Source organism: Pantoea jilinensis (assembly GCF_019104105.1).
GTDB lineage: Bacteria > Pseudomonadota > Gammaproteobacteria > Enterobacterales > Enterobacteriaceae > Pantoea > Pantoea eucalypti.
In genome coordinates, this window is sequence record NZ_CP077747.1 from 1 (window position 1) to 23,403 (window position 23,403).

Consider the following 23,403-nt stretch of genomic DNA (forward strand, 5'->3'; position numbering starts at 1 on the left):
ATGCCAAGAAAAGAACCAGATATCCTGAACATAGCCGATGCGTTTAGCGAAACAGACAAACGCACAGGTGAAGTTGTTACTCTTACCCCCAACAGTAACAACACCGTGCAGCCGGTAGCGCTGATGCGGCTCGGCTTATTTGTTCCGACGCTCAAATCTACGGCGCGCAGTCAGAAAAACCAGATGAATGCCATGGATGTGACACAGGATCTTAAGCAGTTATCCCTGGTCAGGTCAGAAGGCTATGACAACATTAAGATTCTGGGTGCCCGGTTGGATATGGATAATGATTTTAAAACCTGGGTCGGGATCATTCGAGCATTCGCCACGCATGAGTGTCTGGGAGACACTGTAACGCTCTCTTTCGTTGAATTCGCAAAACTCTGTGGCATACCTTCGGTACGACTCTCCTCGAAGCTCAGGAGCCGCCTGGACGCGTCCTTGACGCGTATCGCATCGAATACTCTGACCTTTACCAGTAAAGGCGGAGAAAACTACACGACGCATCTGGTGCAGTCGGCTAAATACAGCATCAAGAAAGATACGGTAACGCTGCAGGCTGACCCCAAAATCTTTGAGTTGTATCAGTTCGACAGAAAGGTTTTGCTGCAGCTGAAAGCTATCAATGAGCTGGCCCGCAAAGAATCCGCTCAGGCACTCTACACCTTCATTGAAAGCCTTCCTCCTAAGCCTGCCCCGATATCAATGGCGCGTCTGCGTGCCAGACTAAACCTGACGTCACGCGTGATTACCCAGAATGCGACTGTCAGAAAGGCCATGGAGCAGTTAAAAGAGATTGGTTATCTTGATTACACCGAAACACGGCGGGGCTCGTCAGTCTACTTTTGGGTGCATTATCGTCATCCTAAGCTGCGTCCGGCCGAACTGCCACTCAGCAACTCTGACCTGATCGATGATGAGATCGACGATTATGACGATCTTGATCTTGACCCCGGCGTTATTGATGTCAGCCTGCCTGAACCGATGATCGAAGAGGAGAACAGTGAACTGGTCATGGTGTCTCGTGAGGAAAAAGAATTACTCAACAAAATCAGAAAGCAGAAGAAGCTGTGACAGATTCGCTGTGTCGCTCTCGCCATTTTGCAGGGATAGGCTTCTTTAAAACGGTAACCACTGTAGCGAGTACTGCTACTCGCTACAGTGGTTAGTGAACAGTGATTAACAACAGATATCTTGTCTTAATAGCGTCGCTGCCAGCATGCTCACTTGTCATTTACTCTTTTTCTGAACTGAGTCCGGTGATTTTCATGCTCGCTACAGTGGTTACTCACTGTGTATAGGGACCTGTCTGTTAAAGCCAGATAACCAAACAATGGCCTGTTATTCACTCGTTACAGTGGTTACTACGTCTGCTTCAGACTGGCGATCGCTGGGTTAGAGAGACCAGATGCGCTACCGGGATAAAATTTGAGTTTTTATGTTACTCGCTACAGTGGTTAGTCCCTCCTGATTTCTGCTTAATCCTCTGATTTTCCTCTCCGACGCGCTCAGGCTTTACTCGCTATAATGGTTATCAGGCTAATTTTTCGTAAAAACGGCCAGTTAATGCTCAGATAACAACGATCAATAATGAAATGTTCTCGCTACAGTGGTTATTAATTGGGAGCAGAATTGTTTAGCTTACTCTCCATAGTGGTTGTTATTGTCAGGGACTTTTATGCCTGGCAATGAATCCCTGATTAAAGTGATTACTCACTATCATTTAATGCCTCTCCAGGTAAGGTTTTTGTTAACAGCTTCAATTAAACCTCTCCCTGAATTGTTACTCGTTACAGCCGTTAATAAAGATACCCACCTTTAGAATTTCGCTGACAAAATGCTTTATCGCATCCTTAAAAGCTCTTCTGTAAGGCCGCAGACTGCGACAATTGATGCAATCAAGAGTCAACTTTCATTATTGTGAAGGGGATTCGTCTTTTACTCTCTACAGTGGTTAGGGCATGACTAACGTGCACGGGTGCTGTTGAGGTGTGTTTAAAGCCAGAGTGGTTGAGTTGCCCTGAATGCTTTTTTCATTTACTCGCTATAGTGGTTTCCGAAAATCTGCATGAGGCCTGTCTACTCGCTACAGTGGTTAGCTGATGGATTTTGATACGAAATAAGGATCTGCTATCGCTGATTTCTCAATGCAGATGTTAAAAGGTGAGCTTTTCTCACTACAGTGGTTGCTCTGAGATCTTAGCGAGAATGAATAGTGAGACCAGAGATTTATCAACAATTGCAGTAAGAAGTGGCCGGGTTTCCCGATATCACAACACGGAGGGCAGTGGGGGAGGGCATGTTCAGAGGGATGAGGTTAAAGCGCTGAATGACTCTTTAAAGGACAGTTATCAAAGCGGCCGCACCCGGGCGCACCGCTTGATACTGTTCAGGCAGCTTGCCCTATATCGCTTCCCGATATTCGGGCCAGGCGACAGACTGGGCTTCGTAGCGGCCTGCAGCAGCGAACAGCGTGCCCTGGAAATTAATCACACCTGCGGCCTCCAGCCACATCCACTCTTCAGCCTGTACGATCCCTGCGGCAATCACATTGATCTCCAGTGCTGAACAGCATTTGATGATCGCCTGCACAACGGCCTGCTTTGGCCCACTGCGATGGACGTCACGAGTGATACCAGCATCTATGCGAATGCGGTCGGGCTGAATATGAGTCAGTAATGACAATCCTGCGGAACCGTCACCAAAATTGTCGATGGACAGACTAATTCCAGCCGCTTTTAGCGTGCGTACTGCCTCAGAGAAATCTTCCAGCTGCGAGATAACTGCGGTTTCACTTACGCCGATAACGACCTGCTCAGGAACCAGCCCCGCCTGATGAATGGCGGTTACAATCTGCTCAACAGCCTGAGGTATCACCACCAGTGTCATCGGTAACAGACTGACGTAAAGCGTCATACCGTCCGGGCAGACCAGCCCTGCATGGGCAAATGTCGCTTTAACGGTTTCCAGATCGTTAGCATAAAGCTGGTCCCCTGTTGCGTCATCAGCATGCGCAGGCCTCAGTGTGGTTGCTTCAATGGCCGTGACCTGACGAGCCAGGGGATCGACCACTGGACGGAAACTGACGCCTTCTGTCTCGGGACGGGAGTCAGGTACATCATTGTGTTCGGAAATAAACTCCCAGTAACCTGGCGGGAGAACTTCGTAGTAATTCTCTTTTTCACGTGACTCTACGAACGTGCGCAGGAATTGCAGTGCCCGATCATCATAGGTCAGGCGATATTTTGACGTCCCTTTATCCAGCACAGCCTGCAGCAGTGATGAGCGATCGTGTTCACGCAGGTCAAAGAGCGCCATACCCGCGTTACCAAAGCGGCGGTAAGGTGCATAATCGCGCATCAGCTCGACTACATTATGGTGTCGCCGATCGGCGCAAATTCGCTGATAGACAGCCTGAATGCCCGCTTCCGGACCTTCAAGCAGTTGAAAAAAATGGGTACCATTAAATAATAAAATGCCGGTCACGTCGTGAGCCGTATTTATTCTGTTGGCGTTGTCGACCATCGCGGGAATGGTTCTGATCGGAAAATCATCAGAAATATGGCTGCGATAAATTATGGTAGTCAGCATGTGCAGCTCAGCTTTATATGAATGTTGGGTACACGCTAACATTGTTCAATAAATGTTTCATCACTACTTATTCAGTGTCGCACAGACTGCACCAGAGCAGATGGCAGTAAGCGTAACGGCAAATTGATGGAGCGATTTCAATAATCGCTGACAGTATTAAAGACACGGATACTGAACAGACAACTGCATGCCTGCTACATAGTAAAAAAGGCCGCCATAATGGCAGCCTCGTCGTATTAACCTGATAAACGTTATTTAATCAGCTCAGCAGAGACGTAGGCACGGTTATCAACGCGTGCGCCGGTGATTTTATAAGATGCACCAGCATCTTTGGCCAGCGACGCGACTTTCGCTTCAGCAGCATCCAATGTCGAAGCAGTAGCGGTAATACTCTCTGCAAAACTACTAAAAGAAATCAGTAGTGCGGTAACAGCAACGAAATTTTTGATTGTTTTCATGGGCAGAATCCTCAGCATTTTCATTCAGGGAGAGGCGTTTTGCCTCGATGTAATGAATCATAGGCAAGATCATGCCGGACTAAAATAGCTAATATTTGCTGAAGTAATTCAATTATTTTGAATAAATGAATGTGAGGGTGTTTGAGAGGACCAGATGTGCGAAACGCGATCTGATATCAGATCGCGTTCAGGCCAGTTTAATGGCACTCGCCACGTAGCTTCCAGTGAAGCCAGTGATCGAGAGCTTCTTCGCGTAGCGGCTTTGAATAGAAATACCCCTGAGCCTGATCGCAACCATATTCAGTCAGGGATGACACCGCGTCCGGACACTCTACCCCTTCAGCCACCACGGTATAATCCAGCTCTTTGAGCATCGCGATAATGCTACGGGCAATGATGCGTGAAGCGGTATCTGAGGACAGTTCACTGATCAGGGAGCGATCCAGCTTAATCACATCCAGCGGCATACGGCGCAGATAACTGATGTTACTGTAGCCGGCGCCAAAATCGTCGAGTGAAATTTTGAATCCTCGTTCCCTTAGCATCTCCAGCCCGCGCAGAGCGGTGGGGCTTTCGAGAATACGTTCGGTCTCCAGACATTCGATGCCCAGCAGAGAAGTCGGAAGTTTAGATTTCAGCATCTTGCTTTCCAGCGCTGAAGCGAATCCCTCACGCGCAAAGTCGCGCACACTAACGTTTATGGTCAAGGGCAACTGGATACAGTTATTACGCAGCCTGCTGAGACGTTCGACCGCTTGATCGATAATCCAGATGGTCAATACAGAGAGTAGATCGGTCTGTTCAGCCAGCGGGATAAATGCAGCGGGTGAGAGCTCTCCCCGGCTGGGATGTTGCCAGCGGATAAGTGCTTCCAGACCCACCGGTTTACCACTTTGCAGACAAATTTTCGGCTGATAGACCATGTAAAGCCCGGTATTTTCACGTAACGCCGTTTTAAGATCGGTCATCAGCATGAAATCTTCTGAACGCTGGGTTTCCGATGCAATATTAAAGCACTGAGAAGGCAGCCCACGGCCAACAGCTTCATTCAATGCACTAACCGCGCGACGTAATATTTCTGATGCTGGCAGATGGCCGGCAACAAATCCCGTTTCACCAGTATGGGGAGTCAGTGCGACCGACAGACCTTCATCCATGTCTGCGCTGATACCCTCCAGACGACCGGCTACCCAGGCAGCACTGAGCCGGCTGTCCGCTCGCGTCAGGATAGCAAACCGGCCCGTTGCCACGGTATAGATCATCTCGCCAACTGCCGGGCGCAGGCGCAGCGGTAATAGGGTAGCCATATCTTTTAGCAGACTTTCGACCGGTGTCATTCCCATGGTCCGGGCCAGTTCGTAAGCGCGTGACATATCAATGCAGTCAATCAGAACCAGACGGCGTGGCGTCGTATCGCCGGCCAGGGCCAGATACTGCAAATCCCGTATCAGGCGTTGACGATTGGGCAGTCCGGTCACCGGATCGGTAAAACCCGCCGAGTGCCAGGCTTCCAGGAATGACATCACCAGTGTGGAGAGCAACGTCAATATCGTCACTTGCTCACTCGCAAATGCCTGTGGCTGGGTGTCGGTAACACAGAGTGTGCCCAGAATCATACCGTCGCGGGTTTTCAGTGGCACACCGGCATAAAAGCGAATAAAGGGCGAGCCCGTAATCAGAGGATGGGTGACAAAACGCGCGTCATGATACGTATCAGGCACAATAACGGCACTGTCACTGTCAACCACGTGGCGGCAGAGTGAATCTGCGCGGGTTGAGCGTTGCAGATCAAAATTGTGTGATGCCTGTACTGTTTGAAATTCATCATCCAGCACCGAGATAAAGCTGCCCGGGATACCCAGGGCCTGACTGGCTAGCCGGACAAACTTCCGCAGAACCTCGTCGCGGCTTTCATCTGGGGCGCGCAGAGCCTGTAAAGCGCGTCCTCGGCGCTCGTTGTCGCCGTCTGGATTGTTAAGCATGTGTGTAGAACCCCCGCACCGGCTGATTACAGTGCGAAAAAAAGAAAACTGTCCGGAACGAAATGTGATTCGGGCGGCAGGAAATAGAGTGTGATTTTTATTTTCAACTTAATGATAAGGGACTATGCACTGGGTGTCTCTTAATATTTTCTTTAACGCATTAAAAGCGTGTTTACGATTTGAAAATTTAATCGAAGAGGCATGAGACTATTTGAGATTCTTCATTTTATAAATAAAAAAGGTAATTTTAAGAAGGGCTAATGTTTATCTGTCATCATGAGATGAATAAGCATTCAGGATGGTTAATATTATTTAAAAGGCAATTTTACACCGAAGCACAACGTTTACATGCAGAGCAATGGCAACTTGCGGGTCGAAGGACAGGTAACCGCATAAAAACACTAAGCAAAAGCCAGGATGTGATTTTGAACGGCAGATGTGACCTGTCAGCATAACGCTGTCTGATGCAGGTCAACCCACCGCATGGCTGGCGGAAAACCAGCGCTTCAGTCAGGATTTATTAAACTTTTAGCCCTCTGGGATTATGTTGGACGGCGTGGCGGCGGATTTTGCTCAAGCCAGTCCCGGACCTGTTCTGTCTGCGCCCCCCCCTCCCGGATAGCGCGCGTCAGCCTTTCCTGTGTTGTACCTAATTCCTGGGTCCAGTAAGTGATTTGCCACTGTTCGCGAATTTCCACCTGTGACAAATCATCAGGCGAGCGACGCTGGATAGGATTTTTCATTTATTATCCTCCTCTGGTTTCAATGAAGCAGCCTGAACATAATTCTCAAGCTAAGCATCTATCCTGATGAAGAAAGGCGTAATGAGGTAGCGGATTAATCCCTGAATGGACCTTAAGGCAAATAACAGGATAATTCCTGGCGGGAAGAATAAAGCACTCTAACGAAATAGAAAAATCGCCGATGAGCTGAAATATGCCGCTTCGCTTAAAAAATTTATGTCTGAATCTTAAGTCTGAAAATTTGACATTTATTCAAAATAGTCAATTATTCTCTGGTCTTGTCGTCCTCACCGCTTTCAGATCGCTTCGCTCAGTCAATCGCGAAGCGCTGTGCGTTTTCGTTTCATCGTGTTGAAGGAGTCTTTGTTTGGTTAACCGTCCCCCCCAGTCGCCTGTGGTTGTCCAGAGTAACGTGCGTGAACTTCGTCTTGCCGCCGGCCTGTCGCAGCAGAGTGCTGCTGAGCGTTTTGACCTTAGCCTGAGAGTCTGGCAAACCAAAGAAGCTGCAGGCAATCCAACGTTATTAAGTCAGGGCGAATATGAGTTGCTATTATTATTGGCTGGCCGCCATCCCCATTTCGTTCTTTCACCCCAGAGTAAGAAATAGACGCTGTGTTATCGCCCTTAGTGTTATTCCCTGCAATAACCGGCTGTATGATAACAATAAAAAAATCCAGTTTCTGGCTTGAAAACTGACTTAACAACCCTATTTCGGAAGTTGACTGGGAGTGTGTTACCGGTCAGATGAACTTTTGGATGAACCTGTTCAGGAGATTATCACTATGTCAGTACAACACGTTTCTGTTTTCCCCTCCCTGTCTGATTCAGTTTTTTCAGACCGCTTTAATCGCATCGATAAGTTGTTTAGTCAGCTTACTGGCGACAGTCCGGTAAGCTCTGTTCCTGCTTATGATCTTAAGCATGTTGAGGAAAACCGCTATGCGTTGACCGTTAGCGTACCGGGCTGGAAAGAGCATGAACTGGAGATTGAGTTACGTGGCGATCTGCTTTCAGTCGCGGGGCACAGAGAACAAGCATCTCAGCACGCATCCGATGAGGCCGACAAAGAGAGTGGCCGCTGGATACATCGCGGCATTTCCCGGCACGATTTCCAGCTGAGCTTTTCTATTCCGGAGCATATAAAAGTGACTGAAGCCAGCCTGGCGGAAGGATTGCTCAATATCGATCTGCTCCAGGAAATACCAGAGAGTGAGAAACCGCGACGTATCCCGATTGCAATCGGCGGTCAGCGTACGCTGGAACATCAATAATATGAACAGGGCGGAGACGGCAAAGGCTGTTTCCGCCTTTTAAGTGCCGGCTGGTGAAAAGGTGACGGTGCTCAGGCGCTGGCAAAGATAAGATTATTTTGCGACTGCAAATCGATGTTAGTGCCAGTCAGCATGATGGGTTTACCCGCTTCAAGACTGGTATTGAATGCCGCCTTCATTGAGGCACTAATCCCATCACCACACCACATCAGATGATGTTCAAAACGACATTGTGCCACGGCGGGTTGACCAGAAGCGACTGCGGCCACTTCAACCCGAAAACCCTGTCCATTAAGCCGTATCGCCTCCATCCAGATCTCTGTTTCATCTGTAACGCTGACCGCTTCCAGGAACAAGGGAACCGTGCTGCGTCGACGGGCTGCCAGAGACAGGCGCTCCCATTGCGCGACAACCGCGGCATGAAAGCGTTGCAGACGCATATCCGCTCCATCACTCAGGTCAGCGCGCAGCCAGAGGTTAAGGGGTCGCAGGTAGCAATTAACGTAATCGTCACCACAGTAGTCGGTGTTCATCATTTGAAGTTCGCGATCGATATCAGCATCTGGATTATTGGCCAGCAACTGCAAAATATCCTCTTCGCGACAAGCCCACCCGCCTGACAGTGCCACGTTGGGCCAGTTAATTGCCGTATGGATATCGAACAACGTATGACCTCCTGACGTCATTTCACGCACACATAGCGCACGCGTGAGCTGATTATCTGAGTAGCCAGCAGGACCCGGTGGCGTGATTAGCCCGGCACGGCGCCAGCGACGCAGAGTTTCAGGAAGAACACCGACAAGGCCACATACGGTGTCGGTAGTGTGGTGAGGCATAGGTAATATCCGGACGATTTTGAGGTCCCATGTTCAGGGACGAGAGTCGCAGTATGCGCTTCATCGGCAAATAAAGAAATAATCATTTCCATAATCACTGCCCGCATCAGGCGCAGTTGACATTAAGTCGGGTGAATAAAGATTGAGGGAAATCAAAGCAGGTGCCGGGCGCTGTAACGCCCGGCGATTCAGAACGCATTACCAGTGATACTTATTGGAGTCTTCCCAATCTTTCACTTCTTTTTCAGCACGATCTTTTTCGTAGCCATAGCGTTCCTGAATTTTACCGACCAGTTGATCACGCTTCCCTTCGACAACGGTCATATCATCATCCGTAAGATCACCCCATTTTTCCTTAACCTTACCTTTGAACTGCTTCCAGTTACCGCTGATGCGATCTTCGTTCATGGTGATTCTCCCAATTTCGGTTGTTATCCAGGGACGTGATGAATATCTGTTTTGCCTGTTGGCTGCCAGATGAATAAAGCATGGCACAGCTTTTGCAATTTGCAGCGGGGAGGTGTGAGCCGGGTCAAACTCTGAGTAAAAGAGGAGAGATAAAAGGAACGCTCTCCTCTTTAGTCAGTCCGGGCGGCGCGATGGCCAGCTTACTGCAGGCAGCGCATTCAGGGCCGGGCGGGCAAACAGAAACCCCTGGTAATAGCGAACGCCAGCACCTTCCAGCCAGAGCCACTCTTCAATTTTTTCTACTCCTTCCGCGATGACCGTGATCTCCAGCGCCTGGCAGCATTTAAGAATGGCCAATACTATCGCCTGGCGAGGGCCGCTACGGTGAATATCGGTGATGAGTTTGCGATCAATTTTAACTTTGTCGGGCTGAAAATCGGCTAACAGTGACAGGCCTGCGAAACCGGCGCCAAAATCGTCCAGCGCCAGACTGATTCCGGCAGCTTTAAGTTGCTGTACGGCAGACTGAAACTCGTCAAAGCGCGAAATGATCTCATCTTCCGTCACCTCAATCACGACCTGCTCAGGTCGCAATCCTTGCTGAATGATTTGCTGGATAAGATGGTCTACCGCATGATCGATCACGACCAGCGACATGGGCAGGAGATTGACGGAGAGCGTCAGCTCCCGCAATCCCAGGTGTCTGGCCAACTTGAAAGCGTAGGCTTTAGAGTGCAGATCGGCCTGGTATCGCTCGTTCTCCTGCAATTGTGAAAAATAGTCGGCGGGTGGGGCGCCATGTGGGCCGCGTATCAGGGCTTCACAGGAAACAATCTGACGATTTGTTGCATCGACAATTGGCTGGAGCGCAAATTCACAGCGCTGCCCGGAAGTCTGTTGCCCGGCGGGCTGAACGTCTTGTTTAAGAGGTAAAGTCAGCGTCCATAGACTGGCGGGATCGATCTGAATAAACGTCGCTTTATCACGTCCTTCGACGAAAGAACGCAGGAACTTTACTACCCGGTCTTTTTTGATGCGCTCATCACTCAGAGTCACTCGCTTAAGCAGGGCATCCACCACGGTATGTTGCGGATAGTCACGTAAATCAAACAGGGCCATACCAGCATTTCCAAAGCGACGTGCGGGCGCATAATCTCGCATCAGCTCAATCAGATTAAAGTGTCGATCATCCTGACAGATACGCTGGAAGACAGTCTGGACATTATCGACTTTTCCTTCCAGCACCTGAAAAAAGTACTGCCCATCATAGAGCAGGATTCCAGTGACCTCAGCCTCGGCATTTTTAATACTGGCGCGTTCCACCAGCGCCAGTAATCTCTCTGGCGAGACAGAAGCCACAAGCTGGCTGCGATATATAAGGGTGGAGAGCATAAGCAAACTCATATGGCCAAACATTACTGATTAACCATATCACAGAAAAATTGATGGCTAAGGGCACAACTGTAGCCATTATGACCTTTTGCTTACAGCATTAATCGGGCTATCAATTTATGGCGTGGTCAGGATTGTGAGGAGTGACGTATTGCATCGCTCAGGAGCGGGAAGGTGATAAAGGAATGAGTAAAATAAAAAGCCCCCGCAAAAGCGGGGGCGAATATCGGATATAGCGCATTATTATAACGTTACGACATCCCTGGTGAGGCGCCGGTCAAAACAATAGTAATAGTGACTGATTATTACGCGTTTTTTGTTCTCCTTACCATGGTGATTTGGCGAGCTTTTTTAGCAGATAAGAGTTGTTCTTTAGATATTTCATAAAAAATACCTTTAAATTCAAACAACTGTTTTTAAGTGTTGATAATTTAAGCCCGGCTGATGAATCATCAGGTTACAAATACACCATTTTTCCAGACAGCGCATTAACGTAGTCACCACATTTTCGCTAAATACACGCATATTACCCGTCAGCATAAACTCGCGAATGTCGTCACCTGTGTTATCTGAAAAAGTGCCCCCTGTAAAAGGGGGCAAGGGTAGGAGTCAAATCACTCTGTAAAAGAAGTGGATTTCATTACAGAGCCATTTAAAGATAGGGCAAAACCAACTTTCATGCCGCTGTGTTTAACAGTTTTTTTATTTAGATATCAAATAATTAAAATGCTACTTATGGTACTTGTTTTTTTTATCAATGACTTAATCTGATGTGAAAACGATTTCTAAGATTTGGATTAAAGTCCCCCTCAAACCTGCCGCTTCTGCTAAAAGTGGCCGGAACAGTGATGTCTCACAGTGTCTGAATCAGGCTTTTCACGAAGACTTGACCGCATCAAAAACAAATTGTACTGTTTGTATATACAGTTATTTTGGGCCTGAGCCAGAGCGGGGTAAATGTGATGTCACAGGATGATGAGGTCTGGACAGCATTCAGGGATGCGATGAGGCAGGATGATGTCGGTCAGTGCACAGTAAGCACCCGAGATTTTGTCGCTGAGCTTGAACAGCGAAATGCCTCTTACACATTTCGCGCCGCGAACACCTGGATTGAAATGCATATAACCACTTTCAGCGATATTTCGATTGAGGATGGTGATTGTCGGCTGTTTCAGGTGCCCGCGGCGCGCACTTAAAACGTGCCGCAGAATCGTTATACACAACAGACAAGAGAGCGTTTAAGCCTGCCCGCGTTAACGCTTGCAGGCTGAATAAACATCAGAGCCTTGACGTGTTGTGGCGCAAATCTGACCGATCCTGAAACTTAGGATTGGCGGAATAACTTTTGTCGCACGCCATGCGAGCCAGATTCAAAGCAACTTTGCGTTTTTTAAGCTTTAACTTCGGTAGCCACTCTTTGAACTGGGCTGTCAGTGACGCAGCCTGCTGCTCGTTGGCGACACGGCAGATAAACAGCTTGCTTTTAGTCTGACGGCTGACGTCAATGGCGTAGATTTCAACGCCAGCGCTGCAAAAGTCATATTCAACATCCGTAAACTGCATGTGTGGCCAAAGACCCGTTCTGGTTTCAAATGTGGCTAAATCCATGATCACTACCTTTTTTATTTTAAGCGATATTGCTATCTGACAGACTAAAGCCTGGTCGGGCCAGTGAGCATAGACCAGAATCAGCATTCCGCCAGTCATTTCACTGATTTAATCTGGGCCTGCCACGAATGGCTAAAATCCTATGCCTTCTCCTTTAAGCCTCTTGACAGTCAATAACACATACATCAGTGCCACTGATGATAAACAGAGGTTGTGATTTTGGCTCTCAGTCTTCGCTTAGTAATCCCTTTCCTATTTTTACTGGGTCTGTAGCAAGATTTCTCTGGGGTTGCCCTCCTTCTGACAGATGATTATTGTCAGTCAGGCTGTTGAATTAGCTCGCTAATCATTAGGATCAAATGAATGGCTGATATGTAACAAAGATGACCTTGCTGCATGTAAAAAAACACCATTCTGAAAAAGAGGAAATTATGTAAATACGACTAAATGTAAAACTTTATGTCCTGATGGTAAGCATCATTTTGATAGATAGTGCATTCTCTGAGATTCGCCAGAACAATTAAAAAAATATATTTACCCCAATTAATTAAAGCACTGCTGACCAGAGCCGATAAGAACGATCCAGCTTTCGATATATTCAAATTACTCTTTTTTAAGGGCTCGTATGACTATTACACAGCGTCTCGTACTGATTTTTTCACTGCTGGCAATGTCACTGATTGCGCTGGTTATTATCTCATTGTCTGTGATCTCGGGTTTTCAGTCGCGATTTGAATATGTCCAGGTCAACGCGATACCCAGCATTCGTGATCTCAATAAATCAATCAGCGTGACCAATCAGCTAGGTATTGCACTTTATCGCCATCATAGCACCAGTGATGCGACGAAATTCTCCGCGGCAGAAGAGCGCATTGAGAGTTTGCTTTCGCAGATTAAGTCACTCAATGATTATTATATGGCGAACGACATCTCGAGCGATGAAGATAAAGCGATGACTGAGCAGGCCGATAAAAATCTGGATGCAGTCCGTAACGCATTGCCGGCCTTTATTGCTGCATCACGCGCCCACAATGATGCGGTCACACTGCCGTTATTACAGAGTGAGAATGGGATTGGTGCTGCAGCGCGTAAGATGGAGGCAGATTTCACCCGTCAGATTCAGCTGAACATCGATATTGGCGAACAGCTTAGAACTGAGAATAAGCGTGTTTATAACAAGACGCTGTGGATGATGTCTGGCGGGTCCTTGCTGCTTATTCTGATACTGGCCGCTTTTTCCACGAAGGTGATTCTGGGCATCAAAAAGAGCCTCTCAGGCATGGTGAATACCATGACCCAGGTCAGTCATACGCTTGACCTGACCCACACCGCTGAAGTCCGCAGTAAGGATGAGATCGGTAAAACGGCAATGGCATTTAACCAGCTGCTGGCACGCGTTTCTGGCACGCTTCTGTCGGTCAGTCATGCCGCACAATCGGTCAGTACCGGGTCAACGCAGATTGCCGCAGGCAATGAGGATCTCTCTGCGCGCACGGAAGAACAGGCTGCTTCACTGGAGCAGACGTCTGCCAGTATGGCCACACTGAGTGAAACGGTGCGTCAGAACTCAGAAGGTGCGCATCAGGCCAGCAGCCTGGTGAATAATGCCAATAACATGTCAATCCAGAATGGGTCAGCGGTGAAGCAGATGCTCAGCACTATGGATGAAATCCGCGGCAGCTCTGCCAAAATCTCTGAAATCACCGGCCTGATTGAAGGCATTGCGTTCCAGACCAATATTCTGGCACTGAATGCGGCCGTTGAAGCCGCACGTGCCGGTGAGCATGGCCGCGGCTTCGCCGTTGTCGCCTCAGAAGTGCGTAATCTGGCGCAGCGCTCCTCTTCTGCTGCCCGGGAAATCAAAGATCTTATTTCAACGTCTGTTTCGCAGGTTGAGCACGGTTTAGCGCAGGCCAGCGGCGTTGGTGCAAACAGTGAAAATGTCCGCCAGGCGATTCAGCAGGTGGCCGATCTGGTCAATGAGATTGCCGCAGCAACCTCTGAGCAGAGCAAAGGCATTGAGCAGGTTCATCAGGCAATTGGCCAGATGGATGAAGTGACGCAGCAGAACGCCTCGCTGGTGGAGGAGGCATCATCTGCTTCTAAGTCGCTGCAGGAGCAGGCAGAGACACTGGCAGGGTTGGTGGCGACCTTTACGCTGGAGAGCAATCACCGTGTCGCTCAGCCGCAGCAGGCCGCAGCTCTGCGTCGTCCGGTATTGCAGGCAAAGCAGCCTGAGCGCCAGGCCATCGACATGACGAAGGCGAACTGGGAAAGTTTTTAACAGTTTACCAATAGCATAATGGCCTCCACACTGTGGGGGCTTTTTTTTAGCATTAATCAATAAAATAACTTCTTTTAAATAAAATGAAATCGATTTCATTACTAAAACAAAAGTAACTCTTTAGAGTTATATGATTAGGTTTGTTTTTTTCGTGGTTTTTATATTCGGCTAATAGCGTAATGATAATTAATCAGATAGGGTGCGGATATTTGTTATCGGCGATTTCCGAGTCGACTTTAATTTCTTTATTTTCAAAACAATAATGCTGAAGACACGCTAACGGCTTAAGGTGTCCGCCGAAGGGTTTGTTTTTTATCTTTATGATAAATATGGTTATTTTTAAGTTTGAGTTAGGTTAATCTTGCAGTAAATATCGTCATTTTATTCACTGAAAAATAACGGAACGCAATCTATACTCCTTTCTGTTGTTATATGTATTTCTGAATTTCATACAAAACTCATCTCTTCATACCAATACTGTGCTGCATGAAGCACGTCTGGCTATGTAAAAGAAGAAGTAAAAATAAAATTACAAACCTTATTTTGTCCAGGGCTCACCTGCACGCCTCATACATCAGAGCGGAAAAGAATGAAAAAAATACTCGACCGAATTAATCTGCCAGCGAAATTCCTGTTACTGGGATCTTTTGCGCTGGTCCTGTTTATATTACCTACATTTTTGTTTATTCAGACAGGCAATCAGCTTATCGATACAAAAAAAGTTGAGCTCACCGGTATTCCGGTTGAGAAAAAAGTCCTTCAGTTACTGAACCTGCTACAGCGTCATCGGGCTGAAAGCGCAATCGCAATCGGTCAGAACAAACCGGATAATCCGCCGCGTATGGCGTTGGTGACCCAGATTAACAGTTTGTCTGAGAGCATTGCTGACGATTTGCGTCAAAGCGATGAGCAGGCACAGCCATTAAAGCGACTTGAGAAGGTTAATCAGGAATGGCGTCAGCTGCAAGAGGAGCTCAATGGTGGCCGACTGACGCTGGCGAGCAGCCTGGTGCAGCACACTCATCTGATTCAGGTGCTGCTGGACACTAATCAGGATGTGCTGGATTTCTATCAGCTGTCGCTGGATGCTGACTTAAATACCTATCAACTGATTGTTAGCATTTTTGGCCGACTGCCGCTGCTGACTGAAACGCTGGGTCAGATTCGCGGAAATGGTGCTTCATTGATTGCCAGCGGTAAAGCCTCTGATGCTGATCGCAGCCGGCTGGCATTTCAGATTGATAATGGCAAAACGGTACTGTCGCAGTTCAGCAGTAATATGGATAAGGTGTTTATGATTGAACCTGATCTAAAGGCGACTTTTGGTGACCTTGCGCAGAATGCAAAACAACAGGCCCTGAGTGCATTACAGCTGGCTGAAGGTGCCATCATAACCGGACAGGTCAGTATTACGCCGGTTGAATATGTGAGGGTCTTAACCGAGGCGATTAACCGCTACGCCATGCTGGGCAATCAGAGTAGTGGTCGACTGCAGGAACTACTGCAATCTCAAATTGATGAACGTCGTCAGGCGCAATACCTGCTGCTGGCAGGCCTGCTCACCGTCGCGCTGCTGGCTATTCTGCTGGCTGTCATGATCACCCGTTCAGTCACCCGTCCGGTCAAAGAAGCGGTCGAAGTTGCCAGCCGTGTTGCGGCCGGCGATCTGACGGCAGCGCTGACTGTTTCCGGCAGCAATGAAATGGCTGAACTATTGAATGCGCTGATGCGGATGCAGCAGCGTCTTGCCCAGCTGGTTTCGGATATCAAAGGTAACGCAGCCACTATCGCCAATTCCTCTGAAGAGATTGCTCGTGGCAATGGCGACCTTTCATCACGCACCGAACAGCAGGCTGCATCTCTGGCTGAAACAGCGGCCAGTATGGAACAACTGGCATCAATCATTCAGCAGAATGCGGATAACACCCGCTTTGCCTCTGATCGCGCAGAATCAGCCACTCAGGCGGCACTGTTAAGCGGTGCGGCGATGGATTCCGTGATGCAGACGATGCAGAAAATCCGGGGCAGTTCTGGACAGATTGAAGAGATCACCTCCGTCATTGACAGCATCGCTTTCCAGACCAATATCCTGGCACTGAATGCGGCCGTTGAAGCGGCACGTGCGGGTGAGCAGGGCAAAGGCTTTGCGGTTGTCGCGTCGGAAGTGCGTGCGCTGGCACAACGTTCAGCCAGTGCAGCGAAAGAAATCAAGAGCCTGATCGAGCAGTCGGTGACGCATGCGCATGAAGGGATCGCGATGGCCCAGAACGCAGGCGACAAAGTGAAGCAGAGCGTCAGCGCGATTGAACAGACCTCTCAGCTGATGCGCGATATCTCTGCTTCATCTGAAGAGCAGAGCAGCGGTATTTCGCAGGTTAATATTGCGGTGAACCAGATGGATCAGGTGACGCAGCAGAACGCCGTGCTGGTCGAAGAGTCTGCCTCCTCTGCAGAGGAGCTGGCTTCGCGCGCAGGTCAGTTGCGTACGATGGTCGCGGTATTCCAGACCGCATAAGTGAGTTAAAACAGCCGCCACCTGTGGGCGGCTGTTCTCTTCTCCGTGTTTATCGTCCGCTACGCCTGATGTTCCTGCAGACAGGCCAGATACTTCTCTCCTGACCGCATCACTTTCTCTTTTGCCTGATGATGAATATCCTGACCTTCGAACGCGCCATAAAGCTGTCCGAACGTCACGCCGGAAAGCCGATGCATGATGTCACTCACGGTGGCGGCTGACAGTGGCAGCATATTCGGGTAGCTCCACAAAAACGACACGCCATGCGCACCCGGCGTGACCTGAATAATATCACCCGCCAGCATCACGCCTTCGCCTTCATCCCAGTGCAGCACGCAGCCGCCGGGAAAATGACCGCCCAGCCGTAACAGCGTCACACCGGGCATCAGCGTCAGCGACTCACCCTGCCAGAGCTGGATATGCGGACTCTGCCGCACAATCCATTGCCTGTCGCGGGCATGCAGATGAATAGGCGCGTTAAAGACCTCAGCCCACTCCTGCATGGTGGTGTAGTAATGCGGATGTGAAATCGCGATAGCATCAATGCCACCCAGCGCGGCAATAAGCGTATAAGTTGCATCATCCAGGTTGGCAATACAGTCCCATAGCACGTTGCCATGCGGCGTACGCAGCAGAAAAGCGCGCTGGTTGATGGCAAACTCAGGCACAGTTTTAAGGCTTAATAGCGCATCGCTATGGGCCGTCCACTTATTGGCGTGGCTGCCGCGCAGTTCATCAAATGCGATCCAGCGCTGACCCGCAGCCGGAACATACTGGCGTTCATCCTCACAGATTTTACAGTGCTCATCAGGGGCAGCAGAGGGATAAGCGGTTCCACAGGCGGTACATAACATCGTCATAGTGATCTCCTTTGTTTCACTCAAGCTTATGCACACCTGCGAAAACCGCACTTTCGTGAGGCTATTTCGTCACGCGATTAGGGCTGGCGGCGCAGGGTAATCCGGGTCAGTTCGGAGGGACGACCCAGCCTGACCGCCATGCCTGGCCAGAGCGCCGTGCCGTTATTCACATAGAGCTGCATTCCGTCGACCTGATAAAGCCCGGACACAAAACCGCCATTGGGTTTAGCAAACAGCCGGTCCAGCCCGATAATCAGTCCGCCATGCGTATGGCCGGAGAGCTGCACATCTACCCCCTGCGCCGCGTTCTGGCGGGCATTTCGTGGCTGATGATCCAGCAGAATCACCGGCGCGCTTTCAGGTGCCTGTTCCAGTGCGCGGGCCAGATCCGGACCGGTCGCGTTCCTGCCTGGCGCGGAGGCGTCCGGCAGGCCAGCAATCACCAGCTTTGCGGCTCCGCGCTCAATAACGGTATGGTTGTTGAGCAGAGGCTGTAGCCCCAGTGAGGCCAGATGCGCCGTCCAGATTGCCTGATGGAAGAAATATTCGTGATTGCCGGTGATGGCCCATACGCCGTCGCGCGCGGCCAGCTTCCGCAGCGGCGCGACGTCATGCCGACGATGCTCCAGGCTGCCATCGATCACATCGCCTGTCACCACAATCAGATCGGCTTTAAGAGACATCGCTCTTTCAACCATCCTGGCGGTCCAGGCGGCATTAAATAACCGGGTGATGTGAAGATCGGTCAGCTGAAGCAGCTGATAGCCATCGAACTCTGGAGGTAGGTTGGGTAGCACCAGCGTCACCTCTTTGACCGGGGGCACCCGTATCGCCTGCTGAACACCAAAGGCAGCCAGCGCCATTGCCAGCACGACGGCCAGATAGCGAATACCGGGAACCAGCTCCAGCGGATGCCGTAACAGCAGGGCAATCAGCATGACCGCATCCATCAGCATCTGCAGCAGCGCCAGTAAAAGTACGGTGCTGTATGCCCAGTTAAACAGGATGATGATGATGCGGGGCATTTCGGCGGAAAAAATTCCGCCTGAGGTAAAGCGGCTTACCAGCAGATACTGTGAAGCCAGCAGCACCAGTGTGGAGAGCAGGATCTTGATGGCCAGAGGCATAGATAATGGAATAATGACGCGCGCAATAACATACCAGCTGGGTAAGCTGAAAATCAGGTGAAACATGGCATTTTTCCGGTAGGGCGCTGAATATCCGCGCAGGCAAAAAAGAGACAAGGGTTTATAGAGCCGTTTTCAGCACTGTAGTGTATACGATGCTGCCGTCAGGGTTACTTCACGCCAGGTGCTTTAACGGGGATAAAGCAGAGAGAAAGGATGAGCAAAAATATCTCTGCAGGGCGGAAAAACAAAAAAGCGTGACCGGTGCACCGGCCACGCTGACAACATTCATATTCAGACATGTCCGATTAGCGTAGAACGCCTGAGGTCGTCTGCGTCTCGTCGGTGACGCGCGTCATGGAGATAGGAATGCTTTTATAAGCGGGGATACCGCTTTTGGTATCGTGGCTGTCGAGCGGAACCATCACATTCGCTTCCGGATAGTAAGCGCCAACCGAACCTGAGGCCATATCGATAATCACGATAGTCAGGTTTTTCATCTGGCGAGAAGTGGGATTGCCATCCGGGTCCAGCGCCATCAGATCGACCCGGTCACCCACCCGCAGCCCTCGTTTCTCTGCCTCTTCGGCATTGATAAACAGCACATCGCGTCGGCCTGTCACGCCCCGATAGCGGTCATTCAGGCCGTACAGCGTGGTGTTGTACTGGTCGTGACTGCGCAGGGTGGTGAGTACCAGATCATGGCATTTCAGCGAGCGGGGATCTTCATTGATGCCCTGCATCACCTTAAACTGAGCACGGCCAGATGGCGTCAGCCAGACGCGTTCTGACGCAGCGTTATGAAGCCGGAATCCTCCCGGATGCTTAATCCTCTCATTGAAGTTTTCAAACGCCGGGAACACCGCTTCAATGGCATCACGGATGCGGCTGTAATCGGCCGCCATGGCTGACCAGTCAACCATGCTGTCTGGCAGAGTTGCCCTGGCAAGGGAGGCCACCAGCGCCGGTTCAGATTTGAGATGAGGCGAAGCCGGGTCCAGCGAGCCGCGTGAGGCATGCACCATCGACATTGAATCTTCAACAGTCACGCTTTGAACACCGGTAGCCTGAACATCGCTTTCAGTACGGCCCAGTACTGGTAGCAGATAGTTGTGCTTACCGAGTAACAGGTGTGAGCGGTTGAGTTTGGTGGCCATATGCACCACCAGATCCAGTTTGCGCATCGCCGGGAACGTGACCTGTGGGTCGGAAATCGCCTCTGCCAGATTGCCGCCCAGACAGAGCAGCGCTTTAGCTTTGCCGTCGCGCATCGCCTTAATCGCCTCAACTGCGCCGTGACCATGCTTCTGCGGCGGTTGGAACCCAAACACCTTCTCTATGCCATCCAGCAGCGACTGCGGCGGGATCTCCGTGATGCCCACCGTGCGATCGCCCTGCACATTGGAGTGACCGCGTAACGGACAAATACCTGCGCCAGGCTTACCGATGTTGCCGCGCATCAGCAACAGGTTGGCAATTTGCTGCACGTTCTGGGTGCCATACTGGTGCTGGGTAATCCCCATGCCGTAACAGATGATGGTGCGTTCAGCACTAGCGTAGAGCCGGGCGATATGCTGGATCTCTTCGCGCGCCATGCCAGAGACTTTCAGAATATGCTCCCAGTCGGTACTCTCCAGGTCGGCTTTCAGGGCGTCAAAACCTTCGGTGTGTTCAGTGATAAAGGCTTCATCAATGACGCCGGGTTCGCCTTTGCTCAGCGCCTCCTCGTGCATAGTGAGCAGGATCTTCATCACCCCTTTCAGCATTGCCGCGTCGCCACCCACCCGCACTTTGTAGTAGGTCGAAGCCAGCTCAGTGGAGCTCATTGACAGCATCTCAATCGGGCTCTGCGGTGAAGTAAAACGCTCCAGCCCGCGTTCACGCAGTGGGTTAATCGCCACGATAGTCGCACCGCGCTTAGAGACCTCACGCAGCGTGCCCAGCATGCGCGGATGGTTGGTACCTGGGTTGTGGCCGATACAAAGCACCAGGTCGCAGTGATCAAAATCTTCCAGTTCTACCGTGCCTTTGCCGACACCAATTGATTCCGGCAGCCCGACGCTGGTCGGTTCGTGACACATATTTGAGCAATCGGGGAAGTTATTGGTGCCATATTCGCGGGCGAAAAGCTGCCACAGGAACGCCGCTTCATTCGAGGCGCGACCCGAGGTATAAAACTCCACGCTGTCCGGATCGTCATAGCTGCGCAGATGCTCACCAATTTCCCGGAATGCCGTATCCCATTCAATAGGCTGATAGGTGTCGGTAGCGGCATCGTACTTCATCGGATGGGTCAGCCGTCCTTCGCCCTCCAGATGGAGTGCGCTGCGCTCCCACAGTTCAGTCACGGTATGAGCCGCAAAGAACTCTGGCGTGGTGCGCTTGCTGGTCGCTTCCCACGAGACGGCTTTTGCGCCGTTTTCGCAGAACTCAAAGGAGGAAGCATGTTGCGGGTCGGGCCAGGCGCAGCCCGGACAGTCGAAGCCCTGCGGCTGGTTGACTTTAAACAGGGCAATCACATCCTGCTTCACAGACATCTGGCCACGGATCGCATCCGCAACCGCCTTTAGTGCGCCCCAGCCACCGGCAGCCCCCCCATAAGGGGCGATGCCATTTGTGCGATTTTGCTCTTTCATAATGCTCCACAGTGTCTCTATTGTTATCCGATAAGCCTGGTACAGAAACAGTGGCAACAACGCGGAAACTGGCTGTAATTCAGGGAAATTATTTCTCAAAATGTTTCGACAGCCCGAAACGTAAGCCGCACATCAGATGAAGCGCAGCGCATCCGGGCTGTTGCAGAGTAAGCGGCGCCCGAGTTCCGCCGACAGGATGATGAGGCAGGGAAAGGAGGAAGGATAAATCTTTACCATCAGGCAACGGCGGGTAAGTGAGCCCGTTTATTATGGCTGGACGGCGATTGCAGTAACGCACGCCATGTCTGAATAGATCCACCATAATCCGGAGAGCAACCTTATGAAAAGAGCCTTACTTTTGCTGGTTTTACTTTCCATTTATAGTCTGATGCCCGTTAAAGCCAGTGGCCCGGATCGGGCTGGAGAGCTGCGTCCCATGAAGATTATTATGACGATCAACCATCAGTCGTATGAGATTGCGCTGGCGGATAACCCCACCGCGAAAGCATTTTTACAGCAACTTCCGCTGACCATGACGATGGAGGAGCTGAACGGCAACGAGAAGTTTGCAGACCTGCCTGCTGCCCTTAAAAACGATCCGCATAAACCCGGCACGATCCAGCAGGGCGATGTGATGCTGTATGGCAATAAGACGCTGGTGCTTTTTTACGAGACATTCCAGACCTCCTATAGTTACACGCCGATAGGAAAGATGCTGTCGACAGGTAGCCTCAAAAAGAGTGTCGGTGAGGGGGGGATTGATGTACGGTTCACCCGGTCATGACGGATATCAAAATCTGAAATAACCGGCTGGTACAGGATTCATATCGCGCTGAGTCTGGTGAGGGTGGCATCTGGCATGACGGACTACGGTGCGTTGTGGCCGCGGCCAGACGTTGAGATCCTCTTCGGGAAGCGAGACTGTCGGGCCGATCGGCCAGCCTGACAGTTAAGCCATTACTTCTTCTTATTCAGCATCGACTTCAGGTCAGCAAAGGGGTTGTAGGTAGCCTCACCGACATCTTTTTGTGCATCCTCGCCTGCCACTACGCGGGTGCCATACTGGTCAGCCTCGGTGTACTTTGAGTGCTCATGGTCATGACAATAGAGACACAGCAATTCCCAGTTACTGCCATCTTCCGGATTGTTGGTGTGGTCGTGATCGATATGGTGAACCGTCAGCTCGCGCAGGTTTGAATAGACAAACTCGCGTGAGCAGCGTCCACACACCCATGGATAGATTTTAAGTGCTTTCTCACGATAGCCGCTTTCCAGCCGCGTATAGTTTTTGGGGATCAGAGCCATTGCCGGGAATACCTGTTATTCAGAGTAAATGTCACGAGAGTGCAGCTAATATATCCCACAACGGAACCGAAGGAGAAATCATCGTGTTCCGCGTGAAGGGAAGCGATATAATCCGGTATGACTATGCCACCTGGCTAACGAGGCCTGTTTTTAATCTTTATGCGCTTAAGCTCCACCGCCAGCCTGATAATCATCCCTTTGCATGCGTCTTGCTTTCCTCTCATTCAGCGTCTTACCCGCTGCAGTTCATCATCTCCAGTCCGGGATAAAAGCGACGGTTTTATACGGCTGCTCAGATCAGCTCAGAGAATCACCATCCTGCCAGCGCTAACCTGGCTTGTCAGCAGCAAAGGGGCAGAATATCGCTGCATTCAGCCTGGTGTAAGA

Annotated in this window: 19 protein-coding genes; 7 read left to right on the forward strand and 12 right to left on the reverse strand. The window is 50.3% G+C overall.

What is annotated here, in order from left to right:
* Nucleotides 1-1,074, forward strand: a complete 1,074-nt coding sequence (locus tag KTJ90_RS18880) for a RepB family plasmid replication initiator protein (protein ID WP_008926788.1) — start codon at nucleotides 1-3, stop codon at nucleotides 1,072-1,074.
* Nucleotides 1,075-2,403: 1,329 nt separating this feature from the next.
* On the opposite strand, the gene KTJ90_RS18885 is transcribed toward KTJ90_RS18880, so the two are convergent.
* The 4 genes from KTJ90_RS18885 to KTJ90_RS18900 all read right to left on the reverse strand — a co-directional run bounded on the left by KTJ90_RS18885 (nucleotide 2,404) and on the right by KTJ90_RS18900 (nucleotide 6,774).
* On the reverse strand, nucleotides 2,404-3,591 hold the full coding sequence (locus KTJ90_RS18885) for a diguanylate phosphodiesterase (RefSeq protein WP_003850648.1): 1,188 nt from the start codon (nucleotides 3,589-3,591) through the stop codon (nucleotides 2,404-2,406).
* Between the two features lie 251 nt (nucleotides 3,592-3,842).
* Nucleotides 3,843-4,049, reverse strand: coding sequence for a DUF1471 domain-containing protein (locus tag KTJ90_RS18890; RefSeq protein ID WP_008926787.1), 207 nt, complete (start codon nucleotides 4,047-4,049; stop codon nucleotides 3,843-3,845).
* Nucleotides 4,050-4,246: 197 nt separating this feature from the next.
* Nucleotides 4,247-6,031 (reverse strand): GGDEF domain-containing phosphodiesterase, encoded by a 1,785-nt coding sequence (locus KTJ90_RS18895; RefSeq protein ID WP_003850652.1) that lies wholly within the window; start codon nucleotides 6,029-6,031, stop codon nucleotides 4,247-4,249.
* Between the two features lie 542 nt (nucleotides 6,032-6,573).
* Nucleotides 6,574-6,774, reverse strand: a complete 201-nt coding sequence (locus KTJ90_RS18900) for a DUF3606 domain-containing protein (RefSeq protein WP_499026665.1) — start codon at nucleotides 6,772-6,774, stop codon at nucleotides 6,574-6,576.
* Nucleotides 6,775-7,141: 367 nt separating this feature from the next.
* Between KTJ90_RS18900 and KTJ90_RS18905 the strand changes: the two genes are divergently transcribed.
* The gene (locus KTJ90_RS18905; RefSeq protein WP_008926786.1) at nucleotides 7,142-7,381 is read left to right on the forward strand and encodes a hypothetical protein; all 240 of its coding nucleotides are present in this window, start codon (nucleotides 7,142-7,144) and stop codon (nucleotides 7,379-7,381) included.
* A gap of 175 nt (nucleotides 7,382-7,556) precedes the next feature.
* Complete coding sequence (locus KTJ90_RS18910; protein WP_187513449.1) at nucleotides 7,557-8,045, forward strand: Hsp20 family protein; 489 nt, start codon at nucleotides 7,557-7,559, stop codon at nucleotides 8,043-8,045.
* Nucleotides 8,046-8,116: 71 nt separating this feature from the next.
* Here KTJ90_RS18910 and KTJ90_RS18915 read toward each other — a convergent pair whose 3' ends face one another.
* From KTJ90_RS18915 to KTJ90_RS18925, 3 genes are all read right to left on the reverse strand, one after another.
* On the reverse strand, nucleotides 8,117-8,881 hold the full coding sequence (locus KTJ90_RS18915; RefSeq protein ID WP_499026671.1) for a MerR family transcriptional regulator: 765 nt from the start codon (nucleotides 8,879-8,881) through the stop codon (nucleotides 8,117-8,119).
* Nucleotides 8,882-9,079: 198 nt separating this feature from the next.
* Nucleotides 9,080-9,289 carry a CsbD family protein gene (locus tag KTJ90_RS18920; protein ID WP_003850662.1) on the reverse strand — a complete coding sequence of 70 codons (210 nt, stop codon included), beginning with the start codon at nucleotides 9,287-9,289 and terminating at the stop codon, nucleotides 9,080-9,082.
* Between the two features lie 174 nt (nucleotides 9,290-9,463).
* Complete coding sequence (locus tag KTJ90_RS18925; RefSeq protein WP_499026728.1) at nucleotides 9,464-10,681, reverse strand: diguanylate phosphodiesterase; 1,218 nt, start codon at nucleotides 10,679-10,681, stop codon at nucleotides 9,464-9,466.
* Between the two features lie 962 nt (nucleotides 10,682-11,643).
* Here KTJ90_RS18925 and KTJ90_RS18930 point away from each other — a divergent pair.
* Entirely contained in the window at nucleotides 11,644-11,877 is a 234-nt protein-coding gene (locus tag KTJ90_RS18930; protein WP_039661933.1) for a hypothetical protein, read from the forward strand.
* 82 nt (nucleotides 11,878-11,959) lie between these two features.
* Here KTJ90_RS18930 and KTJ90_RS18935 read toward each other — a convergent pair whose 3' ends face one another.
* Nucleotides 11,960-12,289: a hypothetical protein gene (locus KTJ90_RS18935; RefSeq protein ID WP_008926782.1), complete on the reverse strand. Its 330-nt coding sequence runs from the start codon at nucleotides 12,287-12,289 to the stop codon at nucleotides 11,960-11,962.
* 625 nt (nucleotides 12,290-12,914) lie between these two features.
* On the opposite strand from KTJ90_RS18935, the gene KTJ90_RS18940 reads away from it, so the two are divergent.
* Nucleotides 12,915-14,573 carry a methyl-accepting chemotaxis protein gene (locus tag KTJ90_RS18940; RefSeq protein ID WP_008926781.1) on the forward strand — a complete coding sequence of 553 codons (1,659 nt, stop codon included), beginning with the start codon at nucleotides 12,915-12,917 and terminating at the stop codon, nucleotides 14,571-14,573.
* A 589-nt stretch (nucleotides 14,574-15,162) separates the two neighbouring features.
* Nucleotides 15,163-17,088 (forward strand): methyl-accepting chemotaxis protein, encoded by a 1,926-nt coding sequence (locus KTJ90_RS18945; RefSeq protein ID WP_008926780.1) that lies wholly within the window; start codon nucleotides 15,163-15,165, stop codon nucleotides 17,086-17,088.
* A gap of 59 nt (nucleotides 17,089-17,147) precedes the next feature.
* Here the strand turns inward: KTJ90_RS18945 and KTJ90_RS18950 are convergent, their stop codons facing one another.
* The 3 genes from KTJ90_RS18950 to KTJ90_RS18960 all read right to left on the reverse strand — a co-directional run bounded on the left by KTJ90_RS18950 (nucleotide 17,148) and on the right by KTJ90_RS18960 (nucleotide 21,711).
* On the reverse strand, nucleotides 17,148-17,948 hold the full coding sequence (locus KTJ90_RS18950) for an MBL fold metallo-hydrolase (RefSeq protein ID WP_003850675.1): 801 nt from the start codon (nucleotides 17,946-17,948) through the stop codon (nucleotides 17,148-17,150).
* A gap of 77 nt (nucleotides 17,949-18,025) precedes the next feature.
* A complete protein-coding gene (locus KTJ90_RS18955; protein WP_499026677.1) occupies nucleotides 18,026-19,141 on the reverse strand; it encodes a metallophosphoesterase in 1,116 nt (371 codons plus the stop codon).
* Between the two features lie 242 nt (nucleotides 19,142-19,383).
* The gene (locus tag KTJ90_RS18960; RefSeq protein WP_499026680.1) at nucleotides 19,384-21,711 is read right to left on the reverse strand and encodes an FdhF/YdeP family oxidoreductase; all 2,328 of its coding nucleotides are present in this window, start codon (nucleotides 21,709-21,711) and stop codon (nucleotides 19,384-19,386) included.
* 340 nt (nucleotides 21,712-22,051) lie between these two features.
* Here KTJ90_RS18960 and KTJ90_RS18965 point away from each other — a divergent pair, with 340 nt between their 5' ends.
* Entirely contained in the window at nucleotides 22,052-22,495 is a 444-nt protein-coding gene (locus KTJ90_RS18965; RefSeq protein WP_499026684.1) for a cyclophilin-like fold protein, read from the forward strand.
* Between the two features lie 173 nt (nucleotides 22,496-22,668).
* On the opposite strand, the gene yajD is transcribed toward KTJ90_RS18965, so the two are convergent.
* Nucleotides 22,669-23,016, reverse strand: coding sequence for an HNH nuclease YajD (gene yajD / locus KTJ90_RS18970; RefSeq protein ID WP_003850685.1), 348 nt, complete (start codon nucleotides 23,014-23,016; stop codon nucleotides 22,669-22,671).
* Nucleotides 23,017-23,403 lie beyond the last annotated feature (387 nt).

Coding starts and splice junctions, on each gene's coding strand:
- KTJ90_RS18880 (WP_008926788.1), top strand. CDS start 1: ATGCCAAGAAAAGAACCAGATATCCTGAACATAGCCGATGCGTTTAGC.
- KTJ90_RS18885 (WP_003850648.1), bottom strand. CDS start 3,591: ATGCTGACTACCATAATTTATCGCAGCCATATTTCTGATGATTTTCCG.
- KTJ90_RS18890 (WP_008926787.1), bottom strand. CDS start 4,049: ATGAAAACAATCAAAAATTTCGTTGCTGTTACCGCACTACTGATTTCT.
- KTJ90_RS18895 (WP_003850652.1), bottom strand. CDS start 6,031: ATGCTTAACAATCCAGACGGCGACAACGAGCGCCGAGGACGCGCTTTA.
- KTJ90_RS18900 (WP_499026665.1), bottom strand. CDS start 6,774: ATGAAAAATCCTATCCAGCGTCGCTCGCCTGATGATTTGTCACAGGTG.
- KTJ90_RS18910 (WP_187513449.1), top strand. CDS start 7,557: ATGTCAGTACAACACGTTTCTGTTTTCCCCTCCCTGTCTGATTCAGTT.
- KTJ90_RS18915 (WP_499026671.1), bottom strand. CDS start 8,881: ATGCCTCACCACACTACCGACACCGTATGTGGCCTTGTCGGTGTTCTT.
- KTJ90_RS18920 (WP_003850662.1), bottom strand. CDS start 9,289: ATGAACGAAGATCGCATCAGCGGTAACTGGAAGCAGTTCAAAGGTAAG.
- KTJ90_RS18925 (WP_499026728.1), bottom strand. CDS start 10,681: ATGCTCTCCACCCTTATATATCGCAGCCAGCTTGTGGCTTCTGTCTCG.
- KTJ90_RS18930 (WP_039661933.1), top strand. CDS start 11,644: ATGTCACAGGATGATGAGGTCTGGACAGCATTCAGGGATGCGATGAGG.
- KTJ90_RS18935 (WP_008926782.1), bottom strand. CDS start 12,289: ATGGATTTAGCCACATTTGAAACCAGAACGGGTCTTTGGCCACACATG.
- KTJ90_RS18940 (WP_008926781.1), top strand. CDS start 12,915: ATGACTATTACACAGCGTCTCGTACTGATTTTTTCACTGCTGGCAATG.
- KTJ90_RS18945 (WP_008926780.1), top strand. CDS start 15,163: ATGAAAAAAATACTCGACCGAATTAATCTGCCAGCGAAATTCCTGTTA.
- KTJ90_RS18950 (WP_003850675.1), bottom strand. CDS start 17,948: ATGACGATGTTATGTACCGCCTGTGGAACCGCTTATCCCTCTGCTGCC.
- KTJ90_RS18955 (WP_499026677.1), bottom strand. CDS start 19,141: ATGTTTCACCTGATTTTCAGCTTACCCAGCTGGTATGTTATTGCGCGC.
- KTJ90_RS18960 (WP_499026680.1), bottom strand. CDS start 21,711: ATGAAAGAGCAAAATCGCACAAATGGCATCGCCCCTTATGGGGGGGCT.
- KTJ90_RS18965 (WP_499026684.1), top strand. CDS start 22,052: ATGAAAAGAGCCTTACTTTTGCTGGTTTTACTTTCCATTTATAGTCTG.
- yajD (WP_003850685.1), bottom strand. CDS start 23,016: ATGGCTCTGATCCCCAAAAACTATACGCGGCTGGAAAGCGGCTATCGT.